Annotated in this window: 16 protein-coding genes; 7 read left to right on the forward strand and 9 right to left on the reverse strand. The window is 66.8% G+C overall.

Features of this window, described 5'->3' with window-relative positions; translation table 11 throughout:
* Positions 1–198: 198 nt before the first annotated feature.
* The 3 genes from WMN78_RS08250 to WMN78_RS08260 form a co-directional block, all read right to left on the reverse strand.
* A complete protein-coding gene (locus WMN78_RS08250) occupies positions 199–2283 on the reverse strand; it encodes a PhoX family phosphatase (RefSeq protein WP_340533229.1) in 2085 nt (694 codons plus the stop codon).
* Positions 2284–2483: 200 nt separating this feature from the next.
* Complete coding sequence (locus tag WMN78_RS08255) at positions 2484–3506, reverse strand: o-succinylbenzoate synthase (protein WP_340533231.1); 1023 nt, start codon at positions 3504–3506, stop codon at positions 2484–2486.
* Positions 3507–3820: 314 nt separating this feature from the next.
* Positions 3821–4465, reverse strand: coding sequence for a hypothetical protein (locus WMN78_RS08260; RefSeq protein ID WP_340533233.1), 645 nt, complete (start codon positions 4463–4465; stop codon positions 3821–3823).
* 579 nt (positions 4466–5044) lie between these two features.
* Here WMN78_RS08260 and WMN78_RS08265 point away from each other — a divergent pair.
* The 3 genes from WMN78_RS08265 to WMN78_RS08275 all read left to right on the forward strand — a co-directional run bounded on the left by WMN78_RS08265 (position 5045) and on the right by WMN78_RS08275 (position 7978).
* Positions 5045–5893, forward strand: a complete 849-nt coding sequence (locus WMN78_RS08265; RefSeq protein ID WP_340533235.1) for a phosphatase PAP2 family protein — start codon at positions 5045–5047, stop codon at positions 5891–5893.
* Positions 5894–6024: 131 nt separating this feature from the next.
* Entirely contained in the window at positions 6025–7242 is a 1218-nt protein-coding gene (locus WMN78_RS08270) for an aminotransferase class I/II-fold pyridoxal phosphate-dependent enzyme (protein WP_340533237.1), read from the forward strand.
* A gap of 124 nt (positions 7243–7366) precedes the next feature.
* Positions 7367–7978, forward strand: coding sequence for a carboxymuconolactone decarboxylase family protein (locus WMN78_RS08275; RefSeq protein ID WP_340533239.1), 612 nt, complete (start codon positions 7367–7369; stop codon positions 7976–7978).
* 118 nt (positions 7979–8096) lie between these two features.
* On the opposite strand, the gene WMN78_RS08280 is transcribed toward WMN78_RS08275, so the two are convergent.
* The gene (locus WMN78_RS08280) at positions 8097–8765 is read right to left on the reverse strand and encodes a TetR/AcrR family transcriptional regulator (protein ID WP_340533241.1); all 669 of its coding nucleotides are present in this window, start codon (positions 8763–8765) and stop codon (positions 8097–8099) included.
* Between the two features lie 83 nt (positions 8766–8848).
* On the opposite strand from WMN78_RS08280, the gene WMN78_RS08285 reads away from it, so the two are divergent.
* The gene (locus WMN78_RS08285) at positions 8849–9937 is read left to right on the forward strand and encodes an NAD(P)/FAD-dependent oxidoreductase (RefSeq protein ID WP_340533243.1); all 1089 of its coding nucleotides are present in this window, start codon (positions 8849–8851) and stop codon (positions 9935–9937) included.
* Positions 9938–10064: 127 nt separating this feature from the next.
* Here WMN78_RS08285 and WMN78_RS08290 read toward each other — a convergent pair whose 3' ends face one another.
* The 5 genes from WMN78_RS08290 to WMN78_RS08310 form a co-directional block, all read right to left on the reverse strand.
* On the reverse strand, positions 10065–11099 hold the full coding sequence (locus WMN78_RS08290; protein WP_340533245.1) for a LacI family DNA-binding transcriptional regulator: 1035 nt from the start codon (positions 11097–11099) through the stop codon (positions 10065–10067).
* Complete coding sequence (locus WMN78_RS08295) at positions 11092–12714, reverse strand: alpha-amylase family glycosyl hydrolase (RefSeq protein ID WP_340533247.1); 1623 nt, start codon at positions 12712–12714, stop codon at positions 11092–11094. Before WMN78_RS08295 ends, WMN78_RS08290 begins: the two co-directional genes overlap by 8 nt.
* A gap of 222 nt (positions 12715–12936) precedes the next feature.
* A complete protein-coding gene (locus WMN78_RS08300) occupies positions 12937–13668 on the reverse strand; it encodes a hypothetical protein (RefSeq protein WP_340533249.1) in 732 nt (243 codons plus the stop codon).
* A 9-nt stretch (positions 13669–13677) separates the two neighbouring features.
* Positions 13678–14139: a DUF1579 family protein gene (locus WMN78_RS08305; protein WP_340533251.1), complete on the reverse strand. Its 462-nt coding sequence runs from the start codon at positions 14137–14139 to the stop codon at positions 13678–13680.
* A 56-nt stretch (positions 14140–14195) separates the two neighbouring features.
* A complete protein-coding gene (locus WMN78_RS08310) occupies positions 14196–15413 on the reverse strand; it encodes an MFS transporter (protein WP_340533252.1) in 1218 nt (405 codons plus the stop codon).
* Positions 15414–15565: 152 nt separating this feature from the next.
* On the opposite strand from WMN78_RS08310, the gene WMN78_RS08315 reads away from it, so the two are divergent.
* The 3 genes from WMN78_RS08315 to WMN78_RS08325 form a co-directional block, all read left to right on the forward strand.
* Positions 15566–15901: a hypothetical protein gene (locus tag WMN78_RS08315; RefSeq protein ID WP_340533253.1), complete on the forward strand. Its 336-nt coding sequence runs from the start codon at positions 15566–15568 to the stop codon at positions 15899–15901.
* The gene (locus tag WMN78_RS08320; protein WP_340533254.1) at positions 15898–16653 is read left to right on the forward strand and encodes a GAF and ANTAR domain-containing protein; all 756 of its coding nucleotides are present in this window, start codon (positions 15898–15900) and stop codon (positions 16651–16653) included. Before WMN78_RS08315 ends, WMN78_RS08320 begins: the two co-directional genes overlap by 4 nt.
* 156 nt (positions 16654–16809) lie before the next feature.
* Positions 16810–17559: SDR family oxidoreductase (locus WMN78_RS08325; protein ID WP_340533255.1), on the forward strand; the 750-nt coding region annotated here is incomplete at its 3' end.

Raw genomic sequence — 17559 nt, forward strand, 5'->3', positions numbered from 1 at the left:
CTCTCTCACTTCCTGCGGCAAAAAAGGAAACGCTCTCTCACCTCCCCGGCCGTGCAGCCAGTGGAGGTGAGAGAGCGTCCGGAAAAAACCCACCAAAGGTGAGAGAGCGTCGCCAGAAAGGCCACAGGAAGTGAGAGAGCGTCGGGACTAGCCGGTAGCAGTCAGCCCTAATCGGTCCTGGTCAGGTGCCTGCTCGCCCTAGGCGTCGGTGCGGAAGACCTGGACCACGGACGGGCGCGGGGCGCGCGCCTGGCCGCGTGCCGGCGTCGTGCCTGCCGGGACGTAGTCCGGGAAGTACGAGTTCGGTGCGTCGAACGTGCCGTCCTCGCCCGGGTGCTGCACGGAGACGAAAACCGTGCGCTCGTCGTCGTGGATGATCGGTCCGCAGGTCTCGGCGTCGCGCGGCACGGCCAGGAACTGCTCCACCTTGCCGCGTTCGGTGCCTTCAACAGTGACCTTGAACAGGCCGTCAGCCCGCTTGATGCCGGAGGGAGCGCCGTCGGTGGAGATCCAGAGGTTGCCCACGGAGTCGAACGCGAGGTTGTCCGGGCAGGAGATCGGCGAGACCTGGTCCACCGGGAAACCGGAGAAGTAGGTGACGTCGCCCTGGGCCGGATCGCCACAGACCATGAGCAGGTTCCACGTGAAGTTGGTGGAGGTCTGGTCGCCGGTCTCGATGATTTCCACGATGTGGCCGTCGCGGTTCTCATTGCGCGGGTTGATCTCGGTGGCGCCTTCCTTGCCCGCCTTGCCGCGGTCCGAGTTGTTGGTGCAGGCCACGTAAACCTTGCCGGTGTGCAGGCTGGGCTCCACGTCCTCACAGCGGTCCATCTTGGTGGGGCCCACCAAGTCTGCGGCCAGGCGGGTGTAGACCAGGACCCGTTCCACGGACATGCCCGGTACCTTCGATTCCCCATTCTCAACCAGAGGCAGCCAGACGCCGGTGCCGTCGAACGCGCCGTCAGACGGAACGGCCCCGGTGCCGGTGATCTCGGCGGCGGGCGAGTTGCCGGTGAACTTGGCGACGTACAGGTTGCCAGCGGACAGCAGCGTCATGTTGTGCTTGCGGTCGCCCTCGCGGTACTTGTCCTTGGAGACGAACTTGTACAGGTAATCGAAGCGCTCGTCGTCGCCCGAGTAGGCCACCACATGGCCGGACTCGGCCACGATCACGTTGGCGCCCTCGTGCTTGAAGCGGCCCAGTGAGGAGTGCTTCTTCGGGGTGGACGTGGGGTCGAACGGGTCGACTTCCACGATCCAGCCGAAGCGGTTGGCTTCGTTCTCGTAACCGGGGGTGCGGGTGTCGAAGCGCTCGTCGTCCAGTTCCCACTGGCGCGCGGTGGCCTTCGACGTCAGGCCGTAGCGCTTGTCCTCGGCGGACGTTCCCGGGGCGACGAAGTACCCGTTGAAGTTCTCTTCGCCGGAGAGAATGGTGCCCCAGGGGGTAGTGCCGCCGGCGCAGTTGCCCAGCGTGCCCTTGATGAAGCGGCCTTGGGGGTCCTTAGCAGTCTTGACCAGCGATGAGCCTGCAGCCGGGCCGGTGAGTTCGTAGACCGTGCTGTTCAGGTAGCGGCGGTTGAGCCCGGCGCCCTTGACGTAGCTCCACGGCTTGTTCTTGTTCTTCCGCTCCAGTTCCACCACGGTGAGGCCGTGCGCGGCAGCGCCGACTTTCCGGACGTCCGCTGCCGGCATGGTGGCCGGGAACATGATCGCGTCGTTGGTGTACTCGTGGTTCGCGAACAGCACGGCGCGGCGGCCCTTGCTGCCGGGGATCTCCAGGATGTCGGAGTAGTCGTTGTTGTAACCGAACTGCTGTTCCTGGGCGGCGGCCGTCTGGTTGTTGATGTCGAAGTCCGGCGCGGTGTTGAAAATGGGGTCGCCCCAGCGGATGACCGGCTGCCAGGTGAACCCTGCGGGCACGGTCATCTTGTCCACGTCCGCGGCGATGGACGGGATCGCGGTGAACTGCAGCTTGGACTTGCCGAAGCCGTCTTTTGCTGCGGCGGCAAGACCAGTGCCGCCGTCGGCCACTGCGGTTCCGGCGGACGTTACCGCACTGCCGAGCACGACGGCGAGCGCGCCGGCGGCGCCGAAGCCGAGGGCGGCGCGGCGGGACATCGTGGCAGAAGCGATGTCGCGGAAGTAGCTGTTGGAGCTGGTGTTGCAGACCTCGCCCGAGCAGGCGTTGTCGCACTTGAGCGCGCAGGTGACGGGGCTGCGCTTGCCTTTGGTGTGGCCAAGCATGGGGAGCAGGGCAAACTTGCGTCCGGTCGTTTCAGACATGGGGGCCTTCCAGGGGATGTGATGCGGTCCCGCCCACCCTGCCAGCCGATCGCAACCGGTAGCCGTCTGTCAGGTAAAGATCCGGTGAACAGCCGGGAGTGAGAGAGCGTCCGCCGAAAACCCACGGTAAGTGAGAGAGCGTCGCAGAAAAAGCGACAGGAAGTGAGAGAGCGTCCGGGGTTGGGACTGCCCGCGCGGGGTTACCGGGCGGGGGACGCGAGCACGGCGTGGACGCGGCTTAGGCGGTCCAGCCACCAGGCCCGGCGGTCGGCAGGGGCCGCGTAGCGCTCCAGCAGCCCGGCGTCGGCGGCGACGTCGCGGACTCGGATGACGCCGTCGTCGGCCACCAGCGGATCCAGTGTCACGTCCGACTCAAACAGCGACACCGTTCCCAGCCCGCACGCATACGGCAGTTCCGGGAGGGCCGCCGCCAGCGCCAGTCCGGCGCGGATCCCCACCGATGTGTCCAGGGCCGAGCTCACGACGGCGGGCAGCCCGGCCTGCGCCACGATGTCCAGGGCGCGCCGCACTCCCCCGAGCGGCGCCACCTTGACCACCAGCAGATCGGCCGCCCCGGCCCGCGCCACGCGCAACGGATCGGATTCCTTGCGCACGCTCTCGTCCGCGGCGATCAGCACGGGGGTGCCGGCCTCCCGCAGCCGGCGGCGTACCTCCGCCAGGCCGCCGATGTCCGGCACCGGCTGCTCGGCGTATTCAAGCCCGACGGCGGACAGCCGGGTCAGTGCCTCGACGGCCGCGGGCACGTCCCAGCCGCCGTTCGCGTCCACCCGGACGGCGGCATCCGGGAGGGCGCTGCGGACGGCGGCAACCCGGGCGGCGTCGTCGTCGAGCGTCTGGCCGCGTTCAGCCACCTTGACCTTGACGGCGTCCACCCGGCCGAAGCGGGCCAGGACCTCCGGGACGCGGTCCGCGGCGACAGCGGGAACCGTGGCATTCACCGGAATGACTGAGCGGACCGGCGAAGGAAATCCCTGCCAGCCGGCTTCGACGGCCGCGGCGAGCCAGCGGGATGCTTCGGCGTCGTCGTATTCGGGGAAGGGGCAGAATTCGCCCCAGCCGAGCGGGCCGTCCAGCAGGAGGGCCTCGCGCCGGGTGATGCCCCGGAACTTCACGCGCATGGGCAGGCTCACCACGTGCGCGGACGCCAGCAACTGCTCCACGGACGGAAGAAGAGCGAGCGGGCGTGGTGCGTGGGCGGGCATGTTTTCACTCTACCGGCCACGTCTGACACACAAACCTTGGTAGGGCCGACGGCGACTGGGGGCGAGCTTCACGTTTATGAGACTCGTCACCGCCGGCCCAGCTCAAGGAGCCCCGGGGGCAACATTTCCTGCGGTTAACCGCAGGATCTGTTGCGGGGGCGGCCGGTCCGCAACCCGGCCGTTAGTAAGATTCTAGGAACCACACGCCGGCGCCGCTTGAGTACCTGCTACTCGTTTTTAGCCCGGGGGCGTACTCAAGGAAGCGGCCACCACGCGCCGCAACAGCGCATGGTGGCCGGCTGGTTTCCGCCGGGCTACCGGTGCCCGTGGTCGTCATCCTTGGCGCGGTCCAGCATCTTGCAGATGTCCTTCGCGTGCCGGATGCTGTTGTGCGTGATCTCGCCGGAGACTACTTCCTTCTGGTCGGTGGAGGAGTAGACCACGTTGCCTGCCAGCCGTCCTTCCGTGGAGTAGAACGCCTTGGGCAGGCCCTCCTCCTCAAAGGCCTTCTCCTCGGCCGGACCCATGGCGTACACCAGGCTGGGACCGCGGACGGCAAGGTGGGCGCTCAGCCCGTCTTCCGCAAGCCGCATGGTGAACGGGCCGGAGATGTCCAGCTCGTCGATGGTGGCGTCGTCCGAGACGCGGGTCAGGTCAACCGTGACGTCGCCCCGGTATTTGATCACCAGGGTTCCGTTGTCCTTCTTCTCGCCCTTGTACTTCAGCTCCCGCTGGTCGCCGTATTCCACTTTGATGGTGGTGTCGCAGGCCTCGAACTCGTACGGCTCGTAGTAGGCATCGGGAACGGTGACGTACTTCCCGTCAGTGTCTTCCGGGGGCCACGGCCCTGCGGCCCCTCCCCCGCCGTCGGACCCGGCAAACGCGGGGGCGGAGACTCCCGACAGCAACGCCAGCGCCACGGTGGCAGGCAGGCACAAAATCCTCATTGTTCGGTTCATGGCAGCACTCCTGAAATGTGGCAGGAGGGCACGCATTCGGACCTGTCCTGCCGATGTATAAACATCAAATGCCCGCAGAGGGCGACGAGACCAGTTGTGATGCGGTGATATCGCGGCCGCAGTGTTCAGGCCGACAATACGATCAAGCTAGCGCCGGCGCCGCCGGAGTGTCAACGGTATTTTTTGCGGATGCCAATGCCCTGCGTGTCACCGTCCCGGGGCATTGACATCCGCTACGGTCGCCGGCTTAGTGCTGGGTCGGCGGGCGGCCGCTAAGCACAGCTTAGGAAAAACGGCCGACGCCGGGCGCGAGTGTTTGCTACCTGTTTTGGCACGGTATTCCCGCCAGTGTCGTGGCCCGGTACGGTGCCTCCGGCCCGGCCTCCAAATGAACCGGCCCCCGGCCCGGGATCCGGCCCGGCCTCCCGCCGGTTCGGCAGGGCGGGTCCTCAGGGCGGGTCCTCAGACTGCTCCAACAGACTGCTCCCAGCATTCTGTGGGACGCTGATGGTGATGAGTTCTCACCTTAAAAATTCCCGACGACGGCGGCCCGCCGGGCAGGTGCGTGGCGCTCCGGCGATGGCTGCGTTGTCCGTCCTCGCAACCCTCGCCTGCGTGGCAGGCCTGGCGGCCACATACTACTTCTTCGTGCGGACCACCACGGGCCAGTACATTGACGAGTCGGCGCTGGTGGAGGCCGTGGCCATTCACGGCCCGGCCGGGAAGGCCGCCACCCGGTTCCTGGACTGGCTGCCCACCATCTCGCTGGTGGTGGCCGCCGTCGTCGTCCTCTTTGTCACGGTGATCCGGAGGCGCTGGCGGGCCGCCGGCATTGCCCTGGCCGCCTGCATCGGCGCGAACATCGCCACTCAGGTCCTCAAGGCGCTGCTGCCGGCCCGGCCGTTTCGCGGCGTGGAAACCCTGGAACTGAATTCGCTGCCGTCCGGCCACACCACGCTGGCTGCCTCCGCCGCGGCCGCGGTGTTCCTGATGGCCTCGCCGCGCTGGCGGCCGTTCGCGGGTTTCGCGGGCGGCAGCTTCGCCATTGTGTCCGGAATTTCCACCGTGGTGAACCAGTGGCACCGCCCTGCGGACGTGATCGCGGCGTTCCTGCTGGTGGGCGCGTTTGTCATTCCGGCCGGGTGGCTGATCATCCGCACCGGGAACACCTGGAATGTGTGGGACGGCTTCGGCGGGCACTGGGCCTCGTCACGCTGGTGGCTGCGGCTGCCCGGACTGATCTGCCTGGTGTTTGCAGCGGCCGCGGCGTTCCTGCTCACCCGCTACGTGCCCGGCCAGGGCGGCAGCACCACGAGCTACTTCTGGGGCGGCATCTCGCTGATCGTGGTGGCCGGGTACCTGGCAACGGTGGCAACCACCGCCCTATTCGCGTTTGCCGCACGACGGCGCGCGGCGGGCCGCCGCTGACGGGCGCGCGCGCCGCCTTGGCCCGCGGGTTTACATTGCCGCAGGCGAGGGCCAGAATAAGTCGCACCACAGCCTCCACTGGCTCAGCAGCGAGCTGAGTTCCATGCTGCTAAAAACAGGGGGTTGCTCTTATGGCCGGCATCTACGAGTCCAAGCTCACCACCCGGGTGGATTTCCCGGCGCGGGCCAGGGCGGTTGCTTCCATTCCGTCCTTGTTGAGGGTGCAGGGATTCCTGAGCGCGCATGCCCGCCGCCAGCACAACCCCGGCATCTGCGACTTCACGCTCGGCAATCCGCATCAAATGCCGCAGGAGGCCTATGTTGCGGCGCTCCGGGAGCAGCTGGAACCCCGGAATGAAAGCTGGTTTGCGTACAAGACGAACGGCGCCGAAGCGCAGGTTGCCGCGGCTCAGTCACTGCGGCGCCTGCTGGAGATACCGTTCGAGCCGGAGGACATCCACCTGACCACGGGCGGTTTTACGGCCATCGCCATGGCGATGAAGGCCGTGGCCGATCCGGGCGACGAGGTGGTGTACAGCCTGCCGCCGTGGTTCCTGTACGAGCCGATCATCACCGAGGCCGGGCTGGTTCCGGTCAAAGTGCGGATCAACCCCGATTCGTTCGACCTGGACCTGATGGCCATTGCCTCCGCCATCACGCCGCGGACCAGGGTGGTGATCGTCAACAGCCCCAACAACCCCACCGGCCGGATCTACCCCGAGACTCTGCTGGTGAAGCTGGCCGAGATGCTGGACCTCGCCTCGGAGCGGAACGGACGCCGGATCTACCTTCTGTCCGATGAGGCGTACAACCGTATTGTCTATGACGGCGCCCGCTTCCACAGCCCGGCCGAATACTATCCGTATACGCTGCTGGCCTACTCCTACGGGAAAACCCACCTCGCCCCCGGGCAGCGCGTAGGCTACCTGGCGCTGCCGCCCGCCATGCCGGACCGCGATGTCCTGCGGGAAATCTTGAGCGCCCTGCAGGTTGCCATGGGCTGGATCTACCCCAACGCCCTGCTGCAGTACGCCTTGCCCGCTTTGGAGACATTTACGATCGACGTCGGGCAGCTGCAGCGGAAGCGGGACCGGCTGTACGAGGAGCTGACCGGGATGGGCTACCGGCTGCACCGGCCGGAGGGTTCGTTCTACCTCTTCGTGCACTCGCCGGTGGCCGACGACGAAGCGTTCACCGAGTCCCTGGCCGCCCGTAATGTGTATGTGCTGCCGGGCGTCCTGTTCGAAACCCCGGGGTTCTTCCGGATCTCGCTGACCGCCAACGAGGAGATGGTGGAGCGCAGCCTGCCCGCATTCGCCGAGGCGATCCGGCTCGCGGGGGTGGGCTGAACACCCCGGGTAATGTGTTGACTCGCCGTGGGCCGCGGAGGAATATCGCATTTGTCCGCACCGGCACTGTCAGGGCTCCCGCCGCCAGGCAGCGCGGGTGGTCCCAGCCGGAAGAAGGATCTCCATGTCCATATTCGCCACCACTCCCGAAAGCCAGGCGTTCGGCCTGAAGGCGAAAATTTACGACGACGACATCGGGTCCCGCGGTTATGTCGCCAAGTTCACCAAGGAGCTGGCGGTGAATCCGGAGGCGTATGTTGCGTTCGAAGCGCTCCTCAGCGCCATCACCCGGAACATGGACCTGCGCCGCTACGAGCTGGTCACCCTGGCCGCCGCGCAGGCTCTTGGATCCGCCCATTGCCGGCTTGCCCACGGCCTGAAAGCGCTCCGCGCGATTGAGGAGGACGAGCTGGTCCTCATCGCCCGGGACTACCACAACGCGGGACTGCCACCGGCGGAGGTGGCCATGATGGAGTACGCAGAAAAGCTCAGCACCGACGCCGTGAGCATGACGGACGCGGACACCCTGGATCTCCGGGACCACGGGTTTACCGACAGGGAAATCCTGGACATCACGCTCGCGGCCGGGGCCCGGAACTACCTGAGCCGTGTGCTGCATGCCATCGCGGCCGAAGTGGACGTTCCCACCAAGCTCTCCCCGCAGCTCCGCAGCGCGCTGCTGGCCCCGCTGGCACAGTACGGCGCAGCGGCGAAACCCCGCCACAGCGACGCCTGACCCACGCTCTCTCACTTCCTGCCCCAAAAACCCAAACGCTCTCTCACTTTTCTGTGGAAAGTGAGAGACCGTCTGCGGAAGATCGCGCGGAAAGTGAGAGAGCGTCACCGCACCCCGGCTAAGCCAGAGCGGCGGCGAGCGCTTTGAGGATCCACTCCCGGTAGGCCTCGGGGGTCCAGCCTGCAGCGTCCACCAGCGTGCGGTAGGCCTGCGGATGGCCCAGGGACCAGATGGCAGCGGCGGCGTCCTCGTCGGACATGCCGGAGGTCAGGCCGCCGCGCGCCCGAACGGCTGCGGCAGCCTCGTGATACCTGGTCAGCCGCTGCAGTGCCCGGGCCTTTTCCAGCTTCGCCACATCGGCGTCCACTGCCGCTGCCTGGGCGATCACCCCCAGTACCGCGCCCGTCCGCTGATGCACTTCGGTAAACCAGTCCGCCAGCACCACCAGCAGTGATTGAAGGTCCCCCGCCTCGCGGGTCCGCTCCCGCATGAACTCCAACACCTGCGCCGGCGCGTTGGGGCCGGCGGCAGCCGAATCCAGCACGGCCGAGAGCAGCGCCGCCTTGTTGCCCACGGAGTTGTACACGGTCTGCACGGCCACGCCGCTCTCTGCAGCGATGCCCTCAATGGTGGTTCGCACATAACCGTTCGCCAGGAAGAGCCTGCGGGAGGTGGCCACGATGTGAAGCCGCGTATCCGCCGCCTGGGCTGTCCGCCGCGTGGTTTTCGGCACCGAAGCTTTTGGGGCTGCGGTTTTAGGGGCTGCGGTTTTAGGGGCTGGAGCCATGGAACTAGACTATCCCTCCACTCACTGGAATGGTATTCTAATGACATCGGAACCTAGCGGTTGTTCGGTCAAAGGAGCCAGAAATGGACCAGGACTTGCAGCAATTTGACGCAGTGGTGATCGGCGCCGGCCAGGCCGGCCTTGCCGCCGGCTATCACCTCTCCCGGGCGGGGCTGCGGTTCGTCATCCTGGAGGAAGCACCCCGCATCGGAGACGGCTGGCGGGCCAGATGGGATTCCCTCCGCCTCTTCACCCCGGCCCGGCATGACGCCCTCCCCGGCTTTGCGTTCCCGGCGGCCCCTGACGCATTTCCGTCCAAGGACCAGTTCGCCGACTATCTTGAGACCTACGCGCAGGAGTTCAGCCTTCCGGTCCGGACCGGAACGCACGTGACGGGTGTCCGCCGCACGGAATCGGGTTATTCGGTGAGCACCGGCGACGGCAACCTGAGCGCGCTCAACGTGATTGCCGCCGTCGGCGCCAATGCACTCCCCCGCATCCCGGCCGCAGCAGCCGGCCTCGATTCCGGGATCCTGCAGCTCCACAGCTCGCAGTACCGTCGCCCGTCGGACATCCCGGACGGCGACGTGCTCGTGGTGGGCGCCGGGACCTCCGGAGCCGAGATCGCGCTGGAGCTCGCGGGCACCCGCCGCACGTTCATCGCCGGCCGCCCCACACCGCACGTTCCCGATCCCGTGCTGCGCCATGCCGACGCGGCCTACTGGCAGTTCGTTCATTCCGTCCTGACCACGGACAACCCGCTGGGGCGGAAGGTGGCCGCCAACTTCCACCGGCGCGGCGCGCCGCTGATCCGGGTCTCCGTCAAGGACCTGGAGCGTGCCGGGGTGGTCCGGCTGCCGCGGTTCAGCGCCGTGGCCGGCGGACAGCCAGCGTTCGACGGCGGGACGTCCCGGCCCGTACGCACCGTCATCTGGGCGACGGGGTACCGGCCGTCGCTGGACTGGATCGGTGGTGTGCCCCTGACGGGCTGGGGTTGGCCGATAACCCGCCGCGGCGTAGTTCCGGAGCTTCCCGGACTGTACTTCGTGGGCATGCCCTTCCAGTACTCGCTCACATCGGGGCTGATCGGCGGGGTGGGCCGGGACGCGGCGTACGTGGTGGACGACATCCTCGAGCACAGCAGCACCGGCGTCCCCGCCCCGACTCAGTAGCCCGACCCGGCAGCCCGGCCCCATCCAGGCGTCCCCACCCAACTAGCTGGCAATTAATGTCGTGAAAAGCGCGAATGACGACATCTAATGCGACCTAGTTGGGTGAAGCGGGTCCAGCTCCGGACGCTCATGCCCGGTTGCGCCTGGTGGTGGTGCGGTCGGCCAGGACGGTGGGCAGGAGGTGGTTGGCGGGCCTGCCGGCCTCGTCGGGTTTCTGCAGCCGTTCCAAAAGAAGGGTGGCCGCGAAGGCCGCTTCGTCGGCCACAGGTTGGCCGATGGTGGTCAGGCCAAGGACCCAGCTCATCGGGTGATCATCGATGCCGATCAGGGAGATGTCCTCCGGGCAGGAGAGCCCGTGTTCCTTCAGTGCCATGAGCGCGCCGAAAGCTACCTCGTCGCAGCCGGCGAAGACGGCCGTGGGCAGGTTCCCCCGGTGCTGGATCAGTTCGGACATGGCCTGACGTCCGCCTTCGATCGTGTAGCCGGCCTCGATTACCCAGTCCGGGTGCGGCACCGCGTCGTGTTCGGCAAGGGCCAACTCAAATCCCTGCCTGCGGTCTTCGGTGGCCCGGGTCTTGCCGTTACCGGTCTGAGTGCCGGCCAGAAAGGCGATATCCCAGTGCCCTAACGCCAATAGCCGGTTCGTCGCTTCTTTGGCAGCTGCCACGTTGTCGATGCCCACGTTGTCCCAGGGCACGTCGTGCATGCCAACGCTCGCCACCTCCAGCCCGCTGGCGGAAAGCGCGGCTGTCTGCGGCGCGGTGAGGTCGACGTCGATCATCAGGAGGCCGTCCACCTTTTGGGCCAGCTCGGCCGGGTCATCAAATATCCGCGACTGGACCTGCTCCTGCCCGCGGAGACTGACGAGCATCGGATCCAGGCCGCCGTCGGCAATAATCTCCTCTGCCGCCTCGGCGGCCTGGGAGAAGTACCAGGTGGTAGCCGTGGGTACCACGATGGCCACGGCTCCGGTCCGGCCTCCCCTCAGCCTGGCAGCCGCTGCTGAGGGCCGGTAGCCGAGCTTCTCAGCGGCGTCTTCCACCTTGGCCTTGGCAGACGCGGAGATCTTCGGCAATCCTCTGAGCGCCCGCGACACCGTACAGATGGACAGCCCGGATAGTGTTGCGACGTCCTTGATCGTCGCCCGCTTCACTTCAGCCATTCAACGAGACTTCAAACACGCCGCAGCTGAAAGCGCCGGCATGGACACCGCCGTCGTCGACCGTCACGCCGTTGCCGTAGAGGTGCCGGAGCGCCGAACCGTCGGGCAGCTCCACTGCCGCCTGCGTTGCGTGCCGCAGCGGGTTGACCACCACGAGGTGCGTCTCGTTCCTGAGGTAAACCAGCGGGTAGCCGACGGAAAGCAGTCTCCTGGACGTCCTGGTTCCGAGCGCCGGTGTTGATTTACGGAGCTGGACCAGGCCCTGGACAAAGTGCAGGAGCGACTGCTGATCGTCCATCTGGGCGGCCACGGTGGGCCGCTGCGGGTCGGGATCCTGCGGGAGATACAGGTCCTGGGCCGGCGCGGTGGAGAATCCGGCATTGGGAAGGGAGTCATCCCACTGCATCGGGGTCCGGCATCCTGCGCGGTTATATTTCGGCGTCCAGATGCTGCCTTCCTTCTCGGGGGCATCTTCGAGGTAGCGCATGCCGATTTCGTCGCCGTAGTAGATCGACGGAATGGAGCCCCAGGTCAGCAGAAAGGTGAAGGCCGCCGGGAGTTGTTCCCGCGTCCGGCTTCCGCAGGCGAGTCGGGAAAAGTCGTGGTCGGCTGATGGCAGCACCGCCAGGCGATCCGCCCCGTTGGTTTCGAGGTGGTGGTTCCACAGGCTGAGGAACTTCTCAAAGGCCCGGGTGCCCTCGGCAGGGTCGGCGTCCGCATCGAAATAGCAGGGCTCGGCGCTTTCCTGCCAGGGCAGGATGCCGGCACCGCCGTTATTGAAAAGCGCACTGTGCTCATGGTGGATGACCAGCGAGAAGTCCGCATCGAAGCTGCCGCGGACTCCGGCGTCCACCGTTCTAAGCTCATCACTCTCCGGGAGCAGGACGGCGTCCGGGTATAAGCAACGCATCCACTCCCCCAGCTCACGCCACAGGGCTGTGGTCTCAACGAGGCCGGGGTCGTCCTTGACCAGGGAGAACGCCATGTCCACGCGGAATCCCGCCACACCCCGGTCAAGCCAGTAGCCAATGATCTCCCGCAGCGCGGCGCGGTTCTGCTGGGGTCCGGCCGCGTCCGGCAGTTGCCGCCACGGTTCTTCGGGAGTCAGCCGGGCATACCCGAAATTCAGCGCCGGCTGTTCCGGGAAGAAATTCTTCAGGTACCAGCCCGGGCGGTTTCCCGGAGAGGGGACAAAAGCATCGCCGTCACGGTCCGACCAGATGTAGCGGTGATCGGACCCGTCGTTCATGGATGCGCGGAACCACGGGTGGTCGACGGACGTGTGGCCCGCCACGAGGTCGAGCAGGACCCGGATACCGCGAGCCTTCGCTTCCTGGATGAGGGCGATCATGTCCTGGTTGGTCCCGTAGCGAGGGGCGATGGTGAGGTAATCCGACACGTCGTAGCCCGCATCCCGGAAAGGCGAAGCGAAGCACGGGTTGAACCAGATGACGTCCACTCCGAGCCACTCCAGATAGTCGAGGTGCCGCCGCACTCCTGCGAGATCGCCGATGCCGTCCGCGTTCGAGTCAGCGAACGACTGGGGATAGATCTCGTAGATGACAGCGTCCGCCAACCACTGGGGGCAAACGTTGCCCTGATTCTGCTCGTCCATACGCGTCCACTCTCTCCTGCGCGGTTCTTACTGCCCGTGTTGTACTACGAAGAATATAAACGTTTACTCCCTGCGGGTTAAACGATTACATCCGGCAGCCGCCCAACTTGCGGCGGAGTAAGTGAGAGAGCGTTCCAGAAAGACGCACAGGGAGTGAGAGAGCGTCACAGAAAAAGCCACAGGAACTGAGAGAGCGTCACAACCTGCTGCTGCTGCTAGTGCCTAGGTGGGTGTCGGAAGTGCGTGGTGCGCGGCGGGGTCGAACGTGTCGAACCCGGCCGAACCCAGCATGAAGATGCCGCGCTGGGGTATCCAGAAGTCGCCCAGCCGGGTCTGCACCGGGAGGGGCCGCAGCCTGCCCAGGTCCTCGCCCCGCAGCGTGGCGGTGCTGCCGGAGATGAACCACACCCGCTTGGGGTTGGCCCGGAAGCCCTGCCCGTTGGGTACCCGGCCAATCAGCCCCATCTTTCCGGCCTGCAGCACCGGGCCCGCCACGGCTCCCATGACCCGCAGGAACGCCGGGTTCCGCCACAATTTCGCCGGCAGCGCGGAGGCGAGCGCGGACATCGCCCGGGTGACCGGCGTCGCGGCGAGGCTGACCTCCCAGTGGAGGCCGACGTCGTCCGCCACATCCACTGTGAAGCGGTGGTCATCAAGCCACGCAACGTCGATCCGGTGGACCGAGGTGGAGTCCAAGGCGCTGCCGAAGTAGCGAGGGCAGGACACCGCAGCGGGCACACTGGTGTACATGGTCCAGGAACCCGAGGGCCGGCGCACCCACACTGACGTGTAGCCCGGCCCCACGGAGGTAACGGGAAACCTGCGCATAGCGAGCAGGTAGCCGGAGCTGAACGCCTGGCCCATGACGCCGTAGCCGGTGAACCGCTCGTCCTCACCGGCGGGGAGCGTCGATTCGCGGTCCGCGGCGGCGATGCGTGCTCTGATGGATTCCATGGTGCTCTCCTAGGCCTGCCGGCGGTACGTGGCTTCCACCACCTGGTACGGGTCATGCCCAGGAACCAGGTTGTGCATGGTGATGCGTCCGCCGTTGCCGTGGCCGGGCTCGATGTGGATCTGCCAACCCCAGTCGGGGCCTTCCGGGGCAGGGTAGGTGCAGGCCAGCCGGACCACGCCGTCGTCGATGGTCCCGGACAGTGTCAGCCACTGCGGCGTGGCATGGAAGGAGTCCACCCACACCGCCGTCGCACCCGGGTCCTCCCCCGGGCCTGAGCCCAGGAGCAGCAGGCCGTTCTGCGGCTGGCCCTCGTGCGCCCACGTGTACTCGATGGTCACAAAATCCTTGGCCGTCACCGCCACCGTCGCGGCCGACACTGATTCCTGGTACTCGTCCGTGGGCATGAAACGCATGCGGTTGTGGCCCTGCCAGGTCCCCGCGAACGGCGCCAAACATTCAACAATTTGCATACCGGCAGTCTGTCCCGGATCCGCCCGCGCCGCTAGTACCGGCGCCAGCAGCCCCGCTAGTAGTTCCGGCGGTGCTTGAGCCGCGGAATCGTGATGCCGAAGACGACGGCGGCCGCGAACCCCAGCACGCCGGTGGCCGCTACGCCCGCCCCCAGTGAGACGGCGGCAGTGACGCCGGAGAGCAGCACCGGCCCGCCCGTGGATCCGGCGTCGGCCATAAAACGCCAGAGCCCCAGGAACTGGCCGCGCCCGCGGTCCGGCGAGAAGTCCGCCCCCAGCGTCATGACCAGCCCGGAGCTGATGCCGTTTCCGAAGCCGATCAGCAGGGCCGCGAGCAGCAGTCCCGTGAAGCTGCCGGTGAGCGGGATGAGCAGCAGGGCGATGCCCATGATGAGGGTGGAGGGAATGGCCACCCACTGGCGGCCCTTGCGGTCCATGAGTTTGCCGGCCGGATAGAACACCAGCATGTCGATGGCTCCGGAGAGGCCGTAGACCAGGGAGGCCTGGGTGGCGTCCATGCCGAGGTGGTCGGCCCAGAGCGGGATGACCACCTGCCGGGAGGACCGGAGGGCGCTCAGCAGCAGAATGCCGAGGCCAAGGCTCAGGAAGACACCGGCGTGGGAGACGGCCACGGTGCGGAGGGTGGGCTGCGGGCCGGGGTGGCTGCGGCTTCCGTCACCGGCCACCTGAAGGTCCGGGATGGTGACGGACAGCAGCGCGGCCGCCACCATGGCCACCACGCCCACCCAGTACGCTCCGCCGATGCCGAAGAACTGCATCACCGCGGCCCCCACGAACGGGCCGATGAACACGCCGATCCGGTTCGTTCCGCCCAGCGTGGAGAGCGCGCGGGCCCGGAACTCCACGGGCACGGCCTCCGTCAGGTACTTCTGCCGGGCCAGGCCGAACACGCTGGCGGCCATTCCGACGACGGCCATCGCCACAGCCAGCAGCCAGAGTCCGTCGGGGATCATGGAGGACAACGCGGCGGCCGCGAGCGCCAGCGCTCCGGCGGCCGCGGCGCCCACGATGGACCAGCGTTCGCCGAACTTCAGGGTCACCAGGGACGCCGGCAGGTTGAAGAACCAGGAGCCCAGGCCGATCAGGGTCACGATAAGGGCGGCCACGGCAACGGACGCACCCAGGTCCCGGGCGGAGAGCGCCACCACCGGAAGTACCGCGCCCTGGCCGATGCTGAAGAGCAGCGTTGGCCCGAAGGCCGCCACTGCGATGCTGCGAAGGCTGAAGGACGGCGGGTCATCTGGGGAAGTCATCAGATTTATCCTATGGCCCGGGCGGCGCGCGGTTTCCGCCGTCGGGACCGCGCAGAATCCGGTGCGGATTCGGGGGTCACAAACGGCCCCGCGGGGACTACGTTTGCTTTGTGGGGTACTTTCACCTGCCCCGCCACCAAAAGGAGGTTCCCATGGGCGAAGTGTGGATTCGCACGGTCAACAACAGCCTGGTCCGCGCAAGCATGGTCACCGAGATCGCTTCCACGCGGGGGTCCCTTCACGAGGACCAGGGCTACGCACTCAAGGTCATCCTGGACGGCAGGGCCCATGTATTGATTGACGACGGCGATCTTCCGGGCTCGCTGAGCGAACGGCTCGAGTATGCCAGAAACCTGGAGGACGCCCTGCTGCTTGCCCTGGACGAGGCCGGACGGTTGGACGTGTCCGCGGTAGTGGAGCTCGATCCGGCGCGGGACCAGTGGCAGGTGGTTGCCGCCGCGGAGCTGGGCGCGGGTGTCCACCCATGACCTCGAAGGCCGCCAGCACGCAGGAACCAGTCGAACAGCCGCTGACTGAACACCCGCCGGCGGTCAGTGCAGGGCTGGCCGGCCGGCTCAGCGATCTTGCCCGGGAAATGCAACACGAACAGGACACCGAAGCGATCCTGAACGTCATTGTCCTTGCCGCCCAGGAGCTGATCCCGCACGCGGCCGAGGCCTCCATCAGCCTGGTGACCGGCCGACGCACGGTCCAGTCCCGGGCTGCCTCGGGTGAACTGGCCCGGAAGGTGGACGCGCTGCAGAGTGAGAAGGGCCAGGGTCCCTGCCTCGACGCAGCCTATGACTCGCGCGTAGTGCGGGTTCCAGACATGCGCAACGAGGAACGCTGGCCGGATTTCGCGCAGGCGGCCTACGACGCCGGCGCCCGAAGCATGCTCTCCATCCAGCTTTTCGTGGAGGGGGACAAACTGGGTGCCCTGAACCTCTTCGGCGAGGACGTTAACGTCTTCGACGAGGAATCGGAACAGATCGCACTCCTGGTGGCCGCCCACGCCGCCATCGCGTTCTCCGACGCCAAGGAAATAGCACAGCTGACCCAGGCCCTGGACACGAGGGACCTCATCGGCCAGGCCAAAGGGATCCTGATGGAAAGATTCAAGATCACCCCACAGCAGGCGTTTTTGGTCCTGACCAAGGCGAGCTCCGAATCGAACATCAAGCTCAAGGACGTCGCAGCGCACCTGGCCAGCAGCGGGGAAATCCTTACCCGCCGGCGTTGAGGCAGTCAGTGGTCAGAGCCAGTACGGAATTCCTCAAGATCTGCGCAGGGCAGGAGCCGTAGGTCCTAGGTGGCGGTAGCCTGCTTATAGGCACTCCTTCTGTTGCCGGGATTGCCTGCAACCCGTCAACATGCCCGCGAGCGAAGGAGGCAGGCCATGGACATCGCCGTAGCCGGGGGAACCGGAACCGTGGGCCGCCATGTGGTCAGCGTTGCCAGGGACCGGGGGCACAAGGTGGTGAGCCTGAGCCGCGCGGACGGCGTGGACCTGGTCACCGGCCACGGCCTCGATGAGGCACTCCGGGGCGTGGAGACGGTGATCGACGTTTCCGGCCCCCGCACGGTGTCCACCAAGAAGGCCGTGGATTATTTCACGAACAGCACCCAGAACCTGCTGGCTGCTGAGAAGAAGGCCGGAGTGCGCCACCACGTTGCCCTCTCCATCGTGGGCATCGACAAAGCGACGTCGGGGCTGTACGCGGGGAAGCTGGTGCAGGAGGACACGGTCCGTCACGGGGGTGTGCCCTGGACCCTTCTGAGGTCCACCCAGTTCCACGAGTTTGTGCCCATGACCGTCGGCATCGCGTCACTGGGCCCGCTGGTGCTTGTTCCGCTGATGCGGACCCAGCCGGTGGCGGCGCGGGAGGTGGCGGAGGCGCTGGTGGACGCCGCAGAGGCGGGGCCGCGTGGCCGCGTGGCAGACCTCGGCGGACCCCGCCCGGAGGAACTGGACCACCTCGTCCGGGCCTACCTGCAGAAAACCGGCAAGCGGAAGCAGATCGCGAAAGTCTTCATCCCCGGTTCCATGGGCAAAGCCATGCGGGACGGCGACCTCATCCCGAAGCCGGGGGCCGCCGTCGGACGCCAGACGTTCCAGGAGTGGCTGGAGACGCAACCTTCGTCCCCC

This window comes from Arthrobacter oryzae (assembly GCF_037911235.1).
Lineage (GTDB): Bacteria > Actinomycetota > Actinomycetes > Actinomycetales > Micrococcaceae > Arthrobacter > Arthrobacter oryzae_E.